Source organism: Treponema berlinense, from assembly GCF_052273165.1.
GTDB classification, from domain to species: domain Bacteria; phylum Spirochaetota; class Spirochaetia; order Treponematales; family Treponemataceae; genus Treponema_D; species Treponema_D berlinense_A.
On the sequence record NZ_DAVZIU010000034.1, the window covers coordinates 1 to 16,104 of the forward strand.

10 protein-coding genes are annotated in these 16,104 nt (G+C 37.0%); 8 read left to right on the forward strand and 2 right to left on the reverse strand.

Going from position 1 to position 16,104, the window contains the following annotated elements:
• The 3 genes from ACT6XC_RS08905 to ACT6XC_RS08915 form a co-directional block, all read left to right on the forward strand.
• On the forward strand, positions 1 to 227 hold a 227-nt coding region (locus ACT6XC_RS08905), incomplete at its 5' end, for a GGGtGRT protein (protein ID WP_273465378.1).
• A gap of 254 nt (positions 228 to 481) precedes the next feature.
• Complete coding sequence (locus ACT6XC_RS08910; RefSeq protein WP_443741542.1) at positions 482 to 2,317, forward strand: N-6 DNA methylase; 1,836 nt, start codon at positions 482 to 484, stop codon at positions 2,315 to 2,317.
• Positions 2,304 to 3,056, forward strand: a complete 753-nt coding sequence (locus ACT6XC_RS08915; protein WP_443741543.1) for a hypothetical protein — start codon at positions 2,304 to 2,306, stop codon at positions 3,054 to 3,056. Before ACT6XC_RS08910 ends, ACT6XC_RS08915 begins: the two co-directional genes overlap by 14 nt.
• A 77-nt stretch (positions 3,057 to 3,133) precedes the next feature.
• Here ACT6XC_RS08915 and ACT6XC_RS08920 read toward each other — a convergent pair whose 3' ends face one another.
• On the reverse strand, positions 3,134 to 3,751 hold the full coding sequence (locus ACT6XC_RS08920) for a formate/nitrite transporter family protein (protein ID WP_443738281.1): 618 nt from the start codon (positions 3,749 to 3,751) through the stop codon (positions 3,134 to 3,136).
• 307 nt (positions 3,752 to 4,058) lie between these two features.
• On the opposite strand from ACT6XC_RS08920, the gene ACT6XC_RS08925 reads away from it, so the two are divergent.
• Entirely contained in the window at positions 4,059 to 4,736 is a 678-nt protein-coding gene (locus tag ACT6XC_RS08925; RefSeq protein WP_443741544.1) for a DUF4912 domain-containing protein, read from the forward strand.
• A gap of 21 nt (positions 4,737 to 4,757) precedes the next feature.
• Positions 4,758 to 6,332, forward strand: coding sequence for a 1,4-alpha-glucan branching protein domain-containing protein (locus tag ACT6XC_RS08930; protein WP_443741545.1), 1,575 nt, complete (start codon positions 4,758 to 4,760; stop codon positions 6,330 to 6,332).
• Between the two features lie 57 nt (positions 6,333 to 6,389).
• Here the strand turns inward: ACT6XC_RS08930 and ACT6XC_RS08935 are convergent, their stop codons facing one another.
• Complete coding sequence (locus tag ACT6XC_RS08935) at positions 6,390 to 7,790, reverse strand: UPF0164 family protein (RefSeq protein ID WP_443741546.1); 1,401 nt, start codon at positions 7,788 to 7,790, stop codon at positions 6,390 to 6,392.
• A 208-nt stretch (positions 7,791 to 7,998) separates the two neighbouring features.
• Here ACT6XC_RS08935 and ACT6XC_RS08940 point away from each other — a divergent pair, with 208 nt between their 5' ends.
• Genes ACT6XC_RS08940 through ACT6XC_RS08950 form a run of 3 tightly spaced genes read left to right on the forward strand, consistent with a single transcriptional unit; the run spans position 7,999 to position 16,055 of the window.
• Positions 7,999 to 10,980, forward strand: coding sequence for a hypothetical protein (locus ACT6XC_RS08940; RefSeq protein ID WP_443741547.1), 2,982 nt, complete (start codon positions 7,999 to 8,001; stop codon positions 10,978 to 10,980).
• Between the two features lie 25 nt (positions 10,981 to 11,005).
• Positions 11,006 to 15,703 carry a SpoIIE family protein phosphatase gene (locus ACT6XC_RS08945; protein WP_443741548.1) on the forward strand — a complete coding sequence of 1,566 codons (4,698 nt, stop codon included), beginning with the start codon at positions 11,006 to 11,008 and terminating at the stop codon, positions 15,701 to 15,703.
• A gap of 34 nt (positions 15,704 to 15,737) precedes the next feature.
• A complete protein-coding gene (locus ACT6XC_RS08950) occupies positions 15,738 to 16,055 on the forward strand; it encodes a hypothetical protein (protein ID WP_443741549.1) in 318 nt (105 codons plus the stop codon).
• Positions 16,056 to 16,104 lie beyond the last annotated feature (49 nt).

Below are 16,104 nucleotides of genomic sequence, written 5' to 3' on the forward strand. Positions count from 1 at the left end.
CTAGTGGCGGCGGTACAGGACGCACTTTGCACCCAGATAACATGGCTGCAGGTCCTGCTTCTTACGGATTTACAGATACTTTGGGCCGCATGCACTCAGACGCTCAGTTCGCAGGTTCTTCTTCAGTTCCGGCGCACGTAGAAATGATGGGCTTTATGGGAATGGGCAACAACCCTATGGTCGGCTGCACAGTAGCATGCGCTGTAGCAGTTGCAGGTTCATTCTAAAAAAGTTTAGAATAAAGTAAAAAGAGCGTCGATTTTGACGCTCTTTTTTTATGCCAGAAAATTGTGGATGGCTCATGGGCGTGCATTTTTGCCAGATGTTTGTAAAACTGGAAATTGTCTTTTTGAAAAAAAAATGGCGCCACGTATGGCGCATAAAGACACTTAACCGACAAGAGCGAAGCTGTTGTCAGCTCATGGACGTGCACTTTTGGTTAATAGTCTAAAGATAAAAAAATATAGTATAATTATCTAAAATGAATAATGCGAAGGTAACTTTTGTAAAAAAAGATATTCAAAACAGATTTAATATTTCTCTTGCAACTGTAAACAACTGGATAAAGACAGGTGTAATTCCAGCGCCAAAAGACGGGTATTATACAAAGGATATTTATTCAGCATTGGTAAAATCGATAGAAATAGATTCGTTGCGCTTACAATCAAGAGCAAATCGTTCTAATCAGAATTCTTCAGATGTTATATTTTTAGGAATAAAAGATAAAAAACGAAAAGGACTTCTTCTAAATCTTGTTGAAACATTTAAAAAAAGTTCTCTTTCTATTCAAGAAGCTACGGCTTGCCTTGGAAAACAACTTCTTATAAATAATGATTTATACTCAGAAAATTCAGAAATTTTTTCAAAAATAAAAGAGATATATAACGGTATAAATATTTTTAAAAATTTTAATATCGAAAATAAAAATGATGACATTTTAGGGGCATTTTATCAGTCTGTTCAAAGTATTTCCTGTAAATCAAAAGCCGGAGCTTTTTATACACCTTCTGAAATTCTCACTTCTATAAAAATTCCTGTAAATGCAAAAGTTTTAGATCCTTGTTGCGGAAGCGGAAGTATTTTGATAAATACTCTTTCAAAAAATCATAATCCAGATAATATTTATGCCTTTGATATAGATGAAATTGCATTGCTGATTTGTCATATAAATCTTATTTTGTTTTTTAACAATTCTTTTATTTCTCCACATATTGAAAAACATGATTTAATTTTTTCAAATGAAATTGACTTATTTTCAAAAAATGATGAAAAGTATGATTTTATTGTTACTAATCCGCCTTGGGGAAGTAAACTTTCAAAACAACAAAAAGATTTACTGTTGTCTAGATATCATTTTTTGGAGACAACGGAAGTTTTTAGCATTGCATTGTATAATTCACTAAAAAAATTGTCTGAAAATGGAAAATTAAATTTTTTTCTTCCGGAATCTATTTTAAATGTTGCGAGCCATAAAAATATAAGAAAAATTTTATTGAATAGTCATCGAAATATTGAAATTTTTCCATTGGGAATGGCTTTTAAGGGCGTGCAGTCTGAGTGTGTACTTTTAAAACTTTCTGAAATTATGGAAAATGAAAGTCAGATTATTGTCAAAAAGGACAAAAAATATAAACTTAATATAAAAAATATAACTTCCCCAAATTACTTAATTTCTTACAATATTTCCGAAGTTGACGAAAAAATCTTGAATAAAATTTATTCTTTAGGTCCTAAAAGGCTTTCTGAGAATACAAACTTTGCTCTAGGCATTGTAACAGGCAACAACAAAAAATATCTTCACGAAAAAAAAATGAATGATGATGAACCTGTTTTTAGAGGAAAGGATATACTTCCGTATATGTTAAAATCTCCCGAAATTTTTATAAAATTTACACCAGATGTATTTCAGCAGGTTGCTCCTATAACGATGTACCGCTCAAAAAAAATTGTTTATAAATTCATTTCTGACAAAATAGTATGTGCGATAAATGATGGAAATTTAGTTTTAAACAGTGCTAATATAATCATTTCTTATGATTATCCGATGGAAATTCTTGTATGCCTTTTTAATAGTCCTGTTTATACGTTTATTTATCAGAAAAAATTTAACTCAAAGAAAGTTTTAAAGCAGCATTTTCAAGATTTTCCTTTGCCAATATTGGATTATGATTTAAGCAGAGAATTTAATGAAGTTTATTTTGGTATTTTAAATAATACAAAAAAACAGGAAGATGCTGATAAAATAATTTGTAGTTATTTTGAAATTTCTAAAATAGAATACGATTACATAAAGGAGAGTGTTTATGGAAATTCTTGAAAATGAATTGGAAGTTTTGATTTCAAAATTAAAAAATGCAGATGATTTTCGTTCTGAAATTGAAAATATTCAAAATGTATATCCTTTTAATCGATATGAATATATTATAACAAAACTTGTTGAAGAAAAAATTCTTTCTTATGAAGATTACCTTGAATTGAGGACTGATTACATCAATCGAAATTTATATCTCTATGTTTTTGAAATTTCTGCGCCCCGAGGGTTTGGTGATACTTGGGGTTTTAGCCATCTTCTTGCGGTTGAGCCTGAATTGAAACGACCATCAAAAAAAATTGATTCAACTTATAATGGACAGTATGATTTGTATTTGCCATATATGGGCGAAAATATAAAAATTGAAGTAAAAGGTTCTCGTGCGGTTGACAGAAATAAACCAAACGAACCTCTTTATATGAAAGCACTTTCTTCAAACTCGGCAAAAGATTTTCTTATGAATTTTCAGCAGATAAAACCAACTTGTTGTGATGTTATGCTTTGGTTTGCGGTCTATAGAGATTGCGTAAAATACTGGGTTTTAAAAAACAGCGATATATATGATTTGAATTTTTCTCCACAACACAGAAATGCTGAAACTGCAACAAGAAAAAATGATTACAAAAAGACAGATATTTATGAAGGTCAGATAATGATTACCCGTGAAAATATTGGTTCGATACAAAAATTTCAAGTTGATGGACGAGCGCTACGGCGAGCTATTATTGATAAATATGAAGAATAAAAAACTTTTGAAAAAAAAATGGCGCCACGTATGGCGCATAAAGACACTTAACCGACAAGAGCGAAGCTGTTGTCAGCTCATGGGCGTGCACTTTTGGTTAATAGCGGGAATATCCAGCCACCTAGTCCGTTTGCTATGGTTACTGTGGCGACTACGGCTGCGTTTTTTAGGGTAAAGGTTTCTGGTCCAAAGGCTACTCCGTTGTAGAATGAATTTGCTACTGAGTGATCAAATCCTGCAATTATGAACACTGGCACGTAGATAAAAAGTCCGAGTTTATGACCGTTTTTCCAGGTGTCTACCGAAAGAAACATTAAAATCCCGCAGAAAATGCCAGAAATAAACAGTTTTGCGAGCGGAGCGGCTAGTTTTGCCGAATATGCTTTTGACGCTGCTTCTTGGATTGAAGGAAAATACTTTCCGACTGCGATTCCGATTAAAAATGTTGTAAGCTGGTTAAAAAAACAGGTTACAATTACGAGTTTCCATGCTTTTTTGTCTTTAAAATCGTAAGCTAGATAGCCGACTTTTCCTGTGTAAAGGTTGAATCCGTAAATGCAGATTGCAAAAAGTCCGCCACAAAAAAGAAGCGCGCCGAACCATTTTAGTCCTGCTGTTACGCTTGCCATGTAAACGCATCCGCCGATTGAAATAAGAATGCCTGAAAGAATTGCTTTTTTAATTTCGTTTATCATAATACTGTAATTTTAGTAAAAAAAAACTTTTAGGAAAAGGGGAAGCTGAATCGAAGGGAGATGTAGCCCGGATTGTAGCAGCGCGTAGCGTTCGGCTTTTGCCGAATGTAGCGGAAGCGGAACTGCGAAAAGCCGGTTTTTGAGACGATTGTTAATTTTGTTGAAAAAATATTTTTTTTACAAAAAATGTGCTCCAAAATTCAAAATTTTGCGTAAAAAAGGCTGGGTTTGCTTAATTAAGGCCAGAATTTTGCTCTTTTAATTGACTTAAACTATTTTTTTTAAGATTATGGAAGCAGTTAAAATTATGGAAACTAAAAATATTACGCTTTCGCACTTGGCTACCTTGTCAACTGCGGATTTGCTCTCGCTTGCTGATGAATTTGGTATTGATATACCAGAAAATCTGAACAGAAGTTTTGTTATCAGGGAACTTTTGGAAACTGCCGAAGAATTGCAGTCCGAGTCTGAAAACGAAGATATTTCTGAGGTTGAAGGTGAAGCCGAAGTTCCTGAAAAAAAAGAAACTCTGCCCGAAACTTACAACGAAACTGAAATTTGTGCGGTTTTGCGCAATCCTGCCTGGGTTTTTGTTTTCTGGGATATTTCTGCGGCCGATATAGCCCGTCTTAATTCTGATTTTTCTTTTAAATCGCTTTGTCTTCGTGTTTCTTTCTGGGAAAATGCCGATGACGAAAAGCCTGCTGAATCTTTTGACGTTCAGCTCGGAATTTCGGACAGACAGCAGTATGTGCTTTTGTCGCCAGGAAAAAATTTTGTGCGCCTTGATTTGGTCGCTCAATACAGCGGTGGCAAGGAAGACGAAAATCTTGCTGTTTCCAGAAAAATTGAGCTTCCGAAAGGTTCTCCGATTTTGAACTCGCTTCCTGGACGGGAACTTGATGTTGGAGAATTGGTTGAGCTTTCTAATATGAAAGGTCTTTTAAATGCTCATTTTGAAAATCATCGTCAGTCATTTTTATAATTAACGGAGCTGGAGTTAAAAATGTCAGAAAAAAATCTTTCAATTGTTGTCGTTGCGCATCAGCCTTATGTCCGTCATATCTGTAAGGAAGGCGAACTTCCTGGGGCGGAAAATGATATTTTTTTTGGTGCGTTGAGCCAGACTTACGTTCCGCTTGTAAATCTTCTTAATAAACTTGAAGCCGAAAATGTCGAATCAAAATTTTCAATTGTTTTGTCTCCAGTCTTGTGTGCGATGTTGGATGACGAGGTTTTGCAGAGTCAGTATGTTGAATGGCTTGACCGTTGCATTGTTCTTGGTCAAAGAGAAAAAGAAAGACTTGCCTCTTGTCCAGAACTTTTAAAAAATGCTGAAGAACAGCTCGAAAAAATTGTTCAGACTAGAAAAGATTTTGTTGAAAAATACGAATGTAACCTTTTAAAACAGTTTGCTGGTTTTGCAAAGCGCGGAAGAATTGAAATTCTTGCTTCGTGCGGAACTCACGCTTTTTTACCGCATTATGCCGATATGCCTGAAGTTTTGAATGCTCAGGTTGAAACTGGAATTATGTCGCACAGGCACTTTTTTGACCGCGCTCCTGACGGTTTCTGGCTTCCATATATGGGTTACGTAAAGGGAATTGAAAGGACGCTTCGTTCTTACGGAATAAATTACACGGTTTTGGATACTCACGGAATTCTTTTTAGCGAGAATGCGCCCAAAACTGGAATTTTTGTTCCTGACCGTTGCTGGAATTCGCTTGTTGTTTTTGGACGTGATAGCGAAGCTTCGCAGAAAATAAACGGCTGCGAAGGTTTTTCGTCAAATCCGGTTTATAAAAATCAGGAAAAAGACATTGGTTTTGAGCTTGAAGAAAGCGAGCTTGAAGGCTTTTTGCAGCCAGATTCGCCTAGAAGCAATACTTTGTTCCGCTATTGGTCAAAAAAAGATGATTCCGATTCGCCTTATGATTCTAAAAAGGCTTTGGAGCAGGCAAAAATCGACGCTGTCGCTTTTTTAGACGAAGAAAATCAAAAACTCGAAAAAGCTTCAAAACATCTTGAAAATCCTGTCCTTGTCTGCACGATTGAAGCTGCGGCTTTGGGACAATCATGGGCTGAAGGAATGGACTTTTTTGAAGAGGTTTTGAGAAAAAATGCTTCTTCTAAGTTTGTCGCTACTGGCGATATGATAAAAGATCAGTTTAAGCTCGAAAAAATAACGCCTTATCCTTCTGCTGCGAGCGGAACTGGTTATGGCGAAGATCTTTTGGACAGTTCTAACAGTTGGATGTTGCGCTATACAAGAAAAATGTGTGAACGCATGGTCGACCTTTCCGGCCGTTTTCCTGACGACACTGGCTTAAAGGTGAGACTTTTGGTTCTTGGCGCAAAAGAGCTTATGCTTGCGCAGTCTGGAGAACTTGCAAAGATGATTCATTCGGGAGTTTTTTCTGATTTTGCAAGAGAAGCTTTTACAAAGAGCGTTATTGATTTTACTAAAGTTTTTGATGCCCTGGGCTCAAATACTGTGAGTACAGAATGGCTTACAAAACTTGAAAAAGAACACAATCTTTTTCCGTGGTTGAATTACCGCATCTTCTGCCGAAAACAGTAATTTTTTATAAAACAGTCTGCAAGTTCAACGTTTGAGTGAATTTGCAGATTTTTTTATTTAGTTTAATGAACCGAAATTTTTTATTTGGTCGTGGACGTTCAGAAAATCCTGGGCAGCAATTATCGCCTCAATTGCCGGATCAAATTTTATTCCGATTGAAGATGACAGGTTTTTTGCTTCTGTCCATTTTTCAATCGCCTTTTTAATATTTTGCCTGTCGCCCTTTGAATAGAGTTCGATTCCTTCCGTGTATTTTTCGTAAACCATTGCCCTTGTTTTTGAACGTCCCCTGTCTCCGAGCAAGAGCCGCGCCGCAAGGCTTATGTGGTTTACCGGATTGAACGAAGTTGTAAGGTCGAGGGTATAATTTACGTTCATTTTTATGCCTTTTATGTCGAACTGGCTTCCAATGCTAAAACGCGGATTGCCTCCGCTTAGCATAAATCCTGCTTCAAAATCAAAAAAATCCGTAATGTTGATTTCTGCTCCGCTGGCAAACGAAAATTTTTGTGAGGATGAAAAGTTCATTAGGTTTACAGGCTGGCGAAATTCTGTCGTAAAAAGAAGATTTTTGAAGAGTCTGTACGAAAAACCTGCGCTTATTCTTGTCGGAAGCGAATCGTCAAGTTCAAAATTTTTAGAAAAACCTGTAAATGCAAGACCGAGATTGTTGAGTGCTAGTCCAAAATTAAAATTTGGTTCAAAACTGCTGAAATTTTTGAGAAAATTGAACCTTACAAGAATTCCAAAATCCGCCATAAAGCCGAGAGCCGACTGTTCAAGTCCTGAGCCACTTTTTATTTTGTCTGTCTGATTGTCTGCATAATCTGGCATATTTCGCCACGAGGCGCGCACCGTGTAACCTGCGGCAATTCCCTTAAAATTGTATCCCGCTATAAAATTATACGCCATGTTGAACGCGAGAGAAGTTTCTGAGTAATAGTTTCCTGCAAGCTTGTCGCCAAAAAGGTTGTATTCTGTAAACGGAACATAAAAACATTTTAACTGGAGTCCCATTCCGAGATTGTTGAATCTCATGCTTCCTTCCAATGTTTCCATTGCCGAGTCTGCAATCCAAGAGTTGTGAAAAAATGCGATCTCTGAATTGCTCAAAACTGCCGAACCTGCTGGATTGTAGTCAAAAAAATTGATGTCATCGCAAAGGCCTGTTATTGCCGTTCCTAAACTTTCTGAGCGTCCTCCAGTTGGAATATTGAGCGAACGAAAAACTGTGGTCCCTTCGTTGCTGTCAGAAAAAGAGCCAAAGACATCACTTAATTTTGAATTGACGTCTTTAAGATCGAGCGCAAAAACGCAAAAAGGCGCAGTTACGGCGTTAAAAACCAGAGTGGCGAGAAAAATAAATGCTTGTTTTTTTGCGAAATGCTGTTTTTTTTGCATAAATTTTGTGTCAGTATGAATTGAATCCTGTTTTTGAATGTTGAATTTCTTAATCAATTTATCGAAAAATCTGTTTCAATATTCAAAAAACTGCCGTTCACTTTATTCTAATTTAAATTTCGGTTTTTTACCTTTATTGCATAAGAAATAATACCGAAAATATTAAAAATTGGTACGCTTTAAATTTTTCGCCGGCATTTTTATTTTTTCTCTTTTTGCTGTTCCGCTTTTTTCTCAGGAAAATACTTCTTTGCAGGAATCGTTTTTGGAGAAAAAAGTTCTTTCGCTTTCGGAAATTGACCTGCTCATAAAAAAAAATGAATATTCTTCCGCTCTTGAAGCGCTTTCTGTTTTTATAAAAAAAAATCCTGAACAGTTTGACCGCGCTCAAAAAAGAATTTCGCAAATTATGAAAAAAAGGCTGGATTTTAACGCGCAGGCTTTTGTTCTTGCGGAAAAAATGCAGGAATCGGCCGATTTGAACGATTTGCAGTCTGATGCTCTCGACAGCAAAAAAATGGACATCATCGTTTCCCTTGAAAAAATGGAGCAGAATCCGCCGAAAGAAGCTGTCGATTTTACAAACGATGCCCGCCGCACAATTCGCCTTTCGTATTACATCAACCGTTCAAATTCGATTTTGGCTCAAAGCGCGGAATTTGTCGAAAATGCGGACTTTGATTCGTCAGAAAATTATTTTCTTGCAGCACAAAAATCTTTGGAAGCGCTTTCCCTAAAAACTAAAGATTCTGATGTGGTTTTTGAAGGCGAAAAAGAAATTGCGGTCGTTTATCCGGACGAACTGAATGCAAAAGTCGAAAAACAGATTGAAAAACTTTCTGAACTCAATTCAAACTTAAAGGAACTGCTAAAAAACTGTCAGGAAGATTATAAAAAATACAAATTGGCGGTTCAAAATCTACGTACGGACGAGTCGGAATCTGCGTTGAAAAAACTGAACCTCTCCTTTGAAAAAATTATTCGTGCAAGAAACGAAATTTATTCTTCGGGAAACGAACTTTTATCTCTCGACAGGCGTGCAATCGGACTAAATCCCGGACTTGGCGACACTTCGTACATAACTTTTAGCACTCGGGCGGTTTTTGGATTTGAAAACCTTTCTTCTTCTGGAATTTTGACTGCGGTCGATGCTTTTTTGAGCAGTCGCACCGAAGATTTAAAAAATACGGTTTACGAAGCGATTTTAACTGAATTTTCCCTCATAAACTCTCAATTTGGCTTAAATCCGCGGATTTTTGATTCCAAGATTGAAACTTTTCCGTTCTTTGAACTTGCAGACGGTGCGGCAAAATTTGCATCGCAGGGACAGGAAATTTATTCTTTTTACAAAAAAATTGACGGCGGCGATTTTTCTGGTTTTGAAAAATACAAGGATTCTCTTTTCTTTATTCAAAATTTTTCGGCAAAAAATTTAAAAAATGCCATTGTTCTTGCTCAAGGCGTTGCTGACAAAAATCTTGAGATTGCGCAAAAAATCAGCTTAAACAAGAATTTTTCTGTCCTTGGAAAAGAAATTTTAAATTCTGCGGCTTATTATGAAAATAAAATTGTAGAAATTGAGACAGAACAAAATTCCCAGTCCGTAAAAACTTTCCTTGCTGAAAATAAAAGTCTTGACTGGAGCGTTCCTTTTGCTTTTTACGATAAAATTCTTCTGCTTGCAAAAAACGAATGTGAAAATCAGGCGGGAAATGTCTGGTCAACTCTCGCAAAAGCATATTCTGACGAAGGCGACAGTCAGCTGGCCGATTTTACACTTAAGAGGGTTGAAGCAGATTCGCTTTTGAACGGAATTGAAGAAATTGAGTCCGAAACAAAAAGCGTAAAATTTTATCCGACAAAGGCTTTTCAAAAATGCGCGGAGCTGAACGAAAAAATAAAAAAAGAAATTGTCGTCCTCTCTGGTTTAAAAAAAGAACTTGATGGCGGACAGAAATTCCGTGGAACTCAGCAAATTTATACAGACAGCGTTTTGAATCTTGAGTCGGTTATTGTGGCAATGAACGGACTTTTGCTTGACTGTCAAAAAATCATGGCAATCGCAAAGGCAAAATCAAACGAAGCCTTAAAGTCTGCGAATGAAGCAAGAAGGCTTTATGAATCCGCTCTTTCTTATCTTGAAAAAAAACAGTACGATCAAGCGCGAAATTCTCTTTCCGATGCAGATTCAACTTATAAAAAATCTCTTCAGTTAGAGGAAAACGATTTGCTTCGCAGGGAATTTTCTTCAAAAATTGCGCTTACCGACGAAAAAATTACGGCTATGCAGAACGGTTGGGTAATTTCGACCGTGCGTTCTTTAATCACGGACGCTTACAATGATTATTATGCTGGAAATTTTGAATACGCAAAGCGTTCTCTCGACAACGCGTCTGAAATTTGGGAAAAAACTCAGGCTCAGGAAAACTCGGAAATCACTGAACTTGCAGTTCTTGTAAAGGAAGCTCTCGAATCAAGCGGCGGAAAAGAAATTTCGTACGCAGACCCGCTCTACAAAGACCTGGGAACTTATCTAAATAACGCAAAACTTCATTACGAGGAAGGATCAAAACTCTATTCTTCCGGAAATACGGATGAAGGCAAAAAACTTTTGGTGCAGGCGAGGGACGAAGTTCGTAAAGTTCAGAGGGTTTTTCCGAAAAATCAGGAAGCCGGCAACTTGAATCTTTTGATAAATAAAATTCTCGATCCGTCTGTGTTTAATTCGACCGTAACTCAAAAAATAAATCAGGCAAAAGCTATAGCTTCTTCTGGCCGCGAAATTGACTTACGGAATTCTCTCAACGAGATAAAGGCGCTTCAAAAAATAATTCCAGAAAACAAAGCTGTTGCGCTTGCCGTAAAGAATTTTGAATCTCAGTTAAACCGTCTTGCGCAATCCGAGCAGACAAGAAAAAAACTTGCCCGTTCAAACGAACTTACTGCTCTTGCTAAAAATGAAAAAAATCTTAATAAAAAAATTGCGCTTTTAAACGAAGCTCTTTCACTAAACAGGCGCAATACTCTTGCCCAAAAACTTAAGGATGAAGCCTACATTCTGAATTCAAAAACGACGACTGTAAAAAATTATCTTGATGATGCCGACGAAGTTCGTTATTCAAGAGCGGAAAGACTTTACAATGACGGCTTAAAAGAGCAGGCTGAAATTTTGATAAACGATTTGTTAAGAAAAAATCCTCAGGTTGCTAAAGTTATAAAACTTAAACGGCGAATTGAAAATATGTAAAAAAATGCCGGAGAATTTATAAAAAATGATGAAAAATAAAGATTTTCAAAAAATAAAAAAAACGGTTTTCTCTTTTATCGCGCTGACTGCATTTAATCTGTTTTTGCCTGCCCAAACTCTTTATTTTGAAGCTCCAGTTGCGGTTACCGAAAAAAATACTCAGTTTCCAGTTGTGGTTTCTGGTTCTGGATCGAATTTTCTTTTTTTTGAAGAGGCTTTAAATTCTCAAATTTTCATAAAATTCATCGAAAAAAAAGATTTTTCAGGAAAATGGTCATCTCCAAAAAAAGTTGCCGGTCCTTTTGTTTTTTCTGGCGATGTTCCAGACATCTATTCGGCTGCAAGCCTTTCTGATGGAACTGTCTGTGTCGCAGCAAGTGAATCCCAGTATGAAATTGGAATTTATACTTCTAAAGACGGAGGTGAAAATTTTTCTAAGACAAAAGTTTCGATGTTTTCAAGGCATCTTGTTGCGCCAAGAATTTTCAGGACAAAAAATGACGCTTTTGTGCTTTTTGCTTCCCTTGAAGAAGAGAATAAATTCTCAATTGTTTATTCTGTTTCTAAAGACGGACTTTTTTGGTCAGATTTTTTGATTTTTGAGCCAGCAAAAACTTTGGACAATTCTTTTTCACCGTATCTTTGTCCTGTTCCTGAAGGCGATTTGGTTGTTTTTCAGTCGCATTTTTCTGTTCCGGACAAACCAAAGACTTTTCAGCTTTATTCGACTCTTTCTGCCGACGGCTTAAAAACTTTTTCTCAGCCTCAGCTTTTGACGGACGATAATGCAACTTTTAGCCGGAGAGCAAATTCTTTTATCGGGTTTTCAAACCAAAGTCCTGTCGTTTATTCAAAAAATTCTCAAATTTGGTGCGCTTGGGAGCGAAACGAAGCACGTTCAGAAAATACATATATTTCTCTTGCCAGAATTACTTCTGACGGAAAACTTTTTGAAAACAGACGGGTTCGGGAATATTCCGATCTAAAGAATTCCCATCGTCCAGTTTTTTTTGAATACGACGGTCAGACGAGCCTTGTCTGGTTTGACGGAAACAACGGCGCTTATTCCGCTGTCAAAAATTCGGAAAACAGTTTTGGCTCTCAAAAATTTATTAAAAACAGCGAAAATTCTAGTTTTATCTGTCCTGTAATTTCGTTAAGTTTATTAAAAAACGAAATTTCTTACATTTGGCAAAAAAATAATAAAAGTCCGCAGATTTTTGCAGTTGAGCAGGATCATTTCGTTCTTCCTCCAGTTTTAAAAGCAGTTAATTTTAAAAAGAATGTCCGTTCTTCGCAAGAAAAAGTAAAAGTCCGCATTACTATGCCTCAAGATTCGAGCGGAATTTCTGGTTTTTCCTGGAGTTTTTCAAAATTGCCGGAAACCGAGCCTTCGACGGACAGTTCTGAGCTTATCGTGGAAAAAAATATTTCTTCTGGACGCTCATACACAGTAATTGCAACTGCGGACGAAGATGGAGAGTATTTTTTTAAAGCGAAAGTTCTTGACGCGGCAGGCAACTGGTCTGAGTCATCTCAAATTTCATATTATCGCGACATTACGCCTCCTAAAAAAGTTTCGATCCTTCCTGTAAAAAAGGATGTTTTTGGTTTTGTAAACGACGGTTCTTTTTCTGTTTCCTGGCAAAAAAATCAGGACGATACGGACGTTGCAGGCTACAGTTGGACTTTTTCAAAAATCAGGGATTTGAGTCCGCAGTTTAAGGATTCTCTCATACGAAATCAAAGGCAGAATCAGCAGAAAAAAGAAGAAATTTTTGAGTATTTACAGAAAATTGAAGGACAGTCGCAAAAACTTATTCAAAAAAGCCAAAAACCTTCAAAAACTGTCGGCCTGAGAAAAAACTCACTCACTTTTAAAAATTGCCGTAACGGAATTTATGTTTTTTCTGTGCGCGCAATTGACGAAACAGGAAACGCTGGAGAAAGCGAGTCTGTTGTTCTTGTTGTAAATAAATATTCTCCGCATACGGTGATTTCTGGACTTCAGACAAAAAAAGATGAATTTGGAAATCTGTCTGTAAGTATTTTTGGTCAGGATTTTGACTACGAAGGTTTAGTTGATCAGATTATTGTCGAAAAGAGTGGAGATCCGCAGTTCAAAAAAACTTTTTATCTTTCAAAAAATGATTATAAAATCAGTTCTTCAAGCCTTATTACGAATCTTCATCTTGAAGAATTGGAAGAAGGAAACTATAAAATTTTTGTGCATCATTCAAGGCGCGGAACGAGTGGCGGAGAAAATGCGGAATCTAATAAATTCAAAATAGATGAATCCGGAACTGTAAAAATTGAACGGCCATTTGTGCCTTCATCAGAATGGAAATCTTATTCTTCAGAAAAACAATATTCGGTTCAGGTTGTAGATATGCTTTTTATTCTTCTTGCAATATTCTGCATACTTGCCGTTATTTTTGCAGTTTATGGAATTGCTAGCGCTTTGCGGGAATCAGTTTTAATTCATTCAGAAGTTGCTGCGCTTCTGACAGGAGATGTTATGCCGTTGACTAAAAAAATTAAGGTTGAAAAATTGAAAAAGCGACAGACAAGCTTAAAACTCAAACTTGTAGGTTTTACAGTTTTGCTTGTTCTTGCAATCGTTATTATGGTTTCTGCTTCTCTTGGACGGAGAATGATTCAGACTCAGAGAAAAACACTCGTAGAAAGCATGCAGGAGCAGGTTACAGTTCTTCTCGAAGGAATGTCAAATTCTGTTCAAAACGCAATGAACGACGCGGTTGAAGGCGGAAGTTCTGTTGGACTTATAGATTTGGTTCGTCAGACAAACAATTTTGGTCCAGCAATCTATTCAACTGTAATCGGTCGCGGAAAAAGCACTGAAAGCTCAAGCCTCGACTTTTTTTGGGCTTCGACTGAAAATACCGTGGTAATAAGTCAAAAACTCGACACAGCCGAACCTTTAATCGGAAAAAGCCGGTTTAAGACAGAAACTGTCGAATCAAAAATTGCCCTTCAATGTGCACCTCTTGAAGAAACTGCGCATCAAAAAGTCGATGATATTTTAAAAGATGTTTCAGAAAAATATTCGCGCGAAAAAAAAGATGAATACACGGCAATTTTAAGAAGCATTTCCCGTTCAGCCACACAGTCTGTTCCCGTTTTTAACGAAAATTCGCTTGCGCAAAATAATCTAATCTACACTTTTTACTATCCAGTTTTTTATAAAAACAATAATTCTCAAAATCTTTTGCATGCTGTTTTGGTTCTTCAGGTTTCGGCGGAAGAACTTGTAAGTTCTCTTTCCCATTCCAGAAACACAATCATCATTGTTGCCTGTGTTGTCGCTTTTGTGGCAATGCTTTTGGGTATAATTGGCTCTTGGTTTTTGGCGTCTCTCATTGTTGAGCCTCTAAAAAAACTCATGGCACACGTAAAGGTAATTACAGAAACAAAAGACAAGAAAAAACTGAAAAATTTTACAATCAGCATAAAAAGTCATGATGAGATCGGAACCTTAGGAGATGCCGTAAACGAAATGACTTCCGGTCTTGTGCGTGCGGCGGAAGAAGCAGAAAAATCTCTCGAACAGGAAAAACTTTCGCTCGACGCAAAAGCTGTCCAACAGACATTTCTTCCGCTTTCTTTGGCAGAAAAAGGTGGCAAAAAGACAACCGCCGAAGAAAAAGAAAAAACTTTCCAACTTTTTGGTTATTACGAAGGAGCAGATGCCGTTTCCGGGGACTATTTTGATTACAAAAAACTCGACGACAGATTTTATGCTGTCATAAAATGCGACGTTTCCGGCCACGGAGTTCCTGCAGCCATTATTATGACGGTTGTGGCAACTCTTTTCCGGAAATATTTCGAACAGTGGACATTTAAAACCCATGGAACATCCCTCGGAAAACTCGTAGTTCAAATAAACGATTTTATCGAATCTCTCGGAGTAAAAGGCAAATTTGCAACTCTTTTAATAGCCTTATTCGATTCAAAAAACGGCGATGTTCATTTGTGCAACGCAGGAGACAATATAATCCACATTTTCAGCAGCAAGGAAAAAAATATAAAAACAGTCGCCTTGCACGAATCTCCTGCCGCAGGTCCTCTTCCGTCATTTATGGTTGAAATGAAAGGCGGTTTTGTTGTCGAAAAAATTCATCTAAATCCAGACGACGTTCTTTTTCTTTATACTGACGGCATCGAGGAATCTACACGTTTTTTCAGAACAGAAGATTTTAAGGTTACAGAATGCCGTGAACCTGACTTGAACAGCAACGGAATTCACAAAAATCACAAAATCGGCCAGGCTTCCGAGCAGGTTGAATACGAAAGGGTAAAAGAGATACTCGAATCAGTCCTAAACCGCAAAATTTACCGTCTTACAAAATATCACAACCCGACTCCAGACGAAGAGCTTATATTCGACTTTACAAAACTTGATGGTAATATTGACGAGGCAATCATGGCGCTTGTTGCAGTCGAAAAAGTATTCAGAATGTATAAAACTCCGCAGGCAAAGGGAATCTCAGAACAAAATGAAAACGGCGAAATCTCTGTTCAGGGCGATGTAGTCCGCGTAGACCGAAAAATCGACGCATTCCTAAAAAAAACATTCAACCGTTATTCATATTACTGTTCTTCTGTTGTCGATTTGAAGGAACCGAACTATATTTATTATCAGAATTTAAACGAAGATCCACAGGCAGACGACCTTACGCTTCTTGCCCTAAAAAAATTGTAAAACAACAAAAGCGGAGTTTCAAAAGGAGGACTTTATGGCATTAAAGGAAAATCTTCAGAATTATTTAAAAAAAGGCGTTCAGGCTTCAAAAGAAGCATTTTCAAAAGCAGAAAACGCTGTCACAAAATTCGGAGACGAAAGTGTTCTTAAAATCGAAAAAAAACAGTTTCAGGCAAAACTTGGCAAAGAAATAGCCTCTCTCGGACAGGACGCGTTGGACTCATTTGAAAAAAATATCCAGATTCTCTCCGACCAGGAGCCGTTTCTCAGTCGTTTGAATACAATAAAAAATTTAAAAGCCGAAATCCAACAACGCGAAGAACTTCTAAACGCAAAACAAAACCAAAAATAATCCGGGTGGCTTTTTGTTCCGCAAAGCTGCACAAAAACCGGGCTCTCCA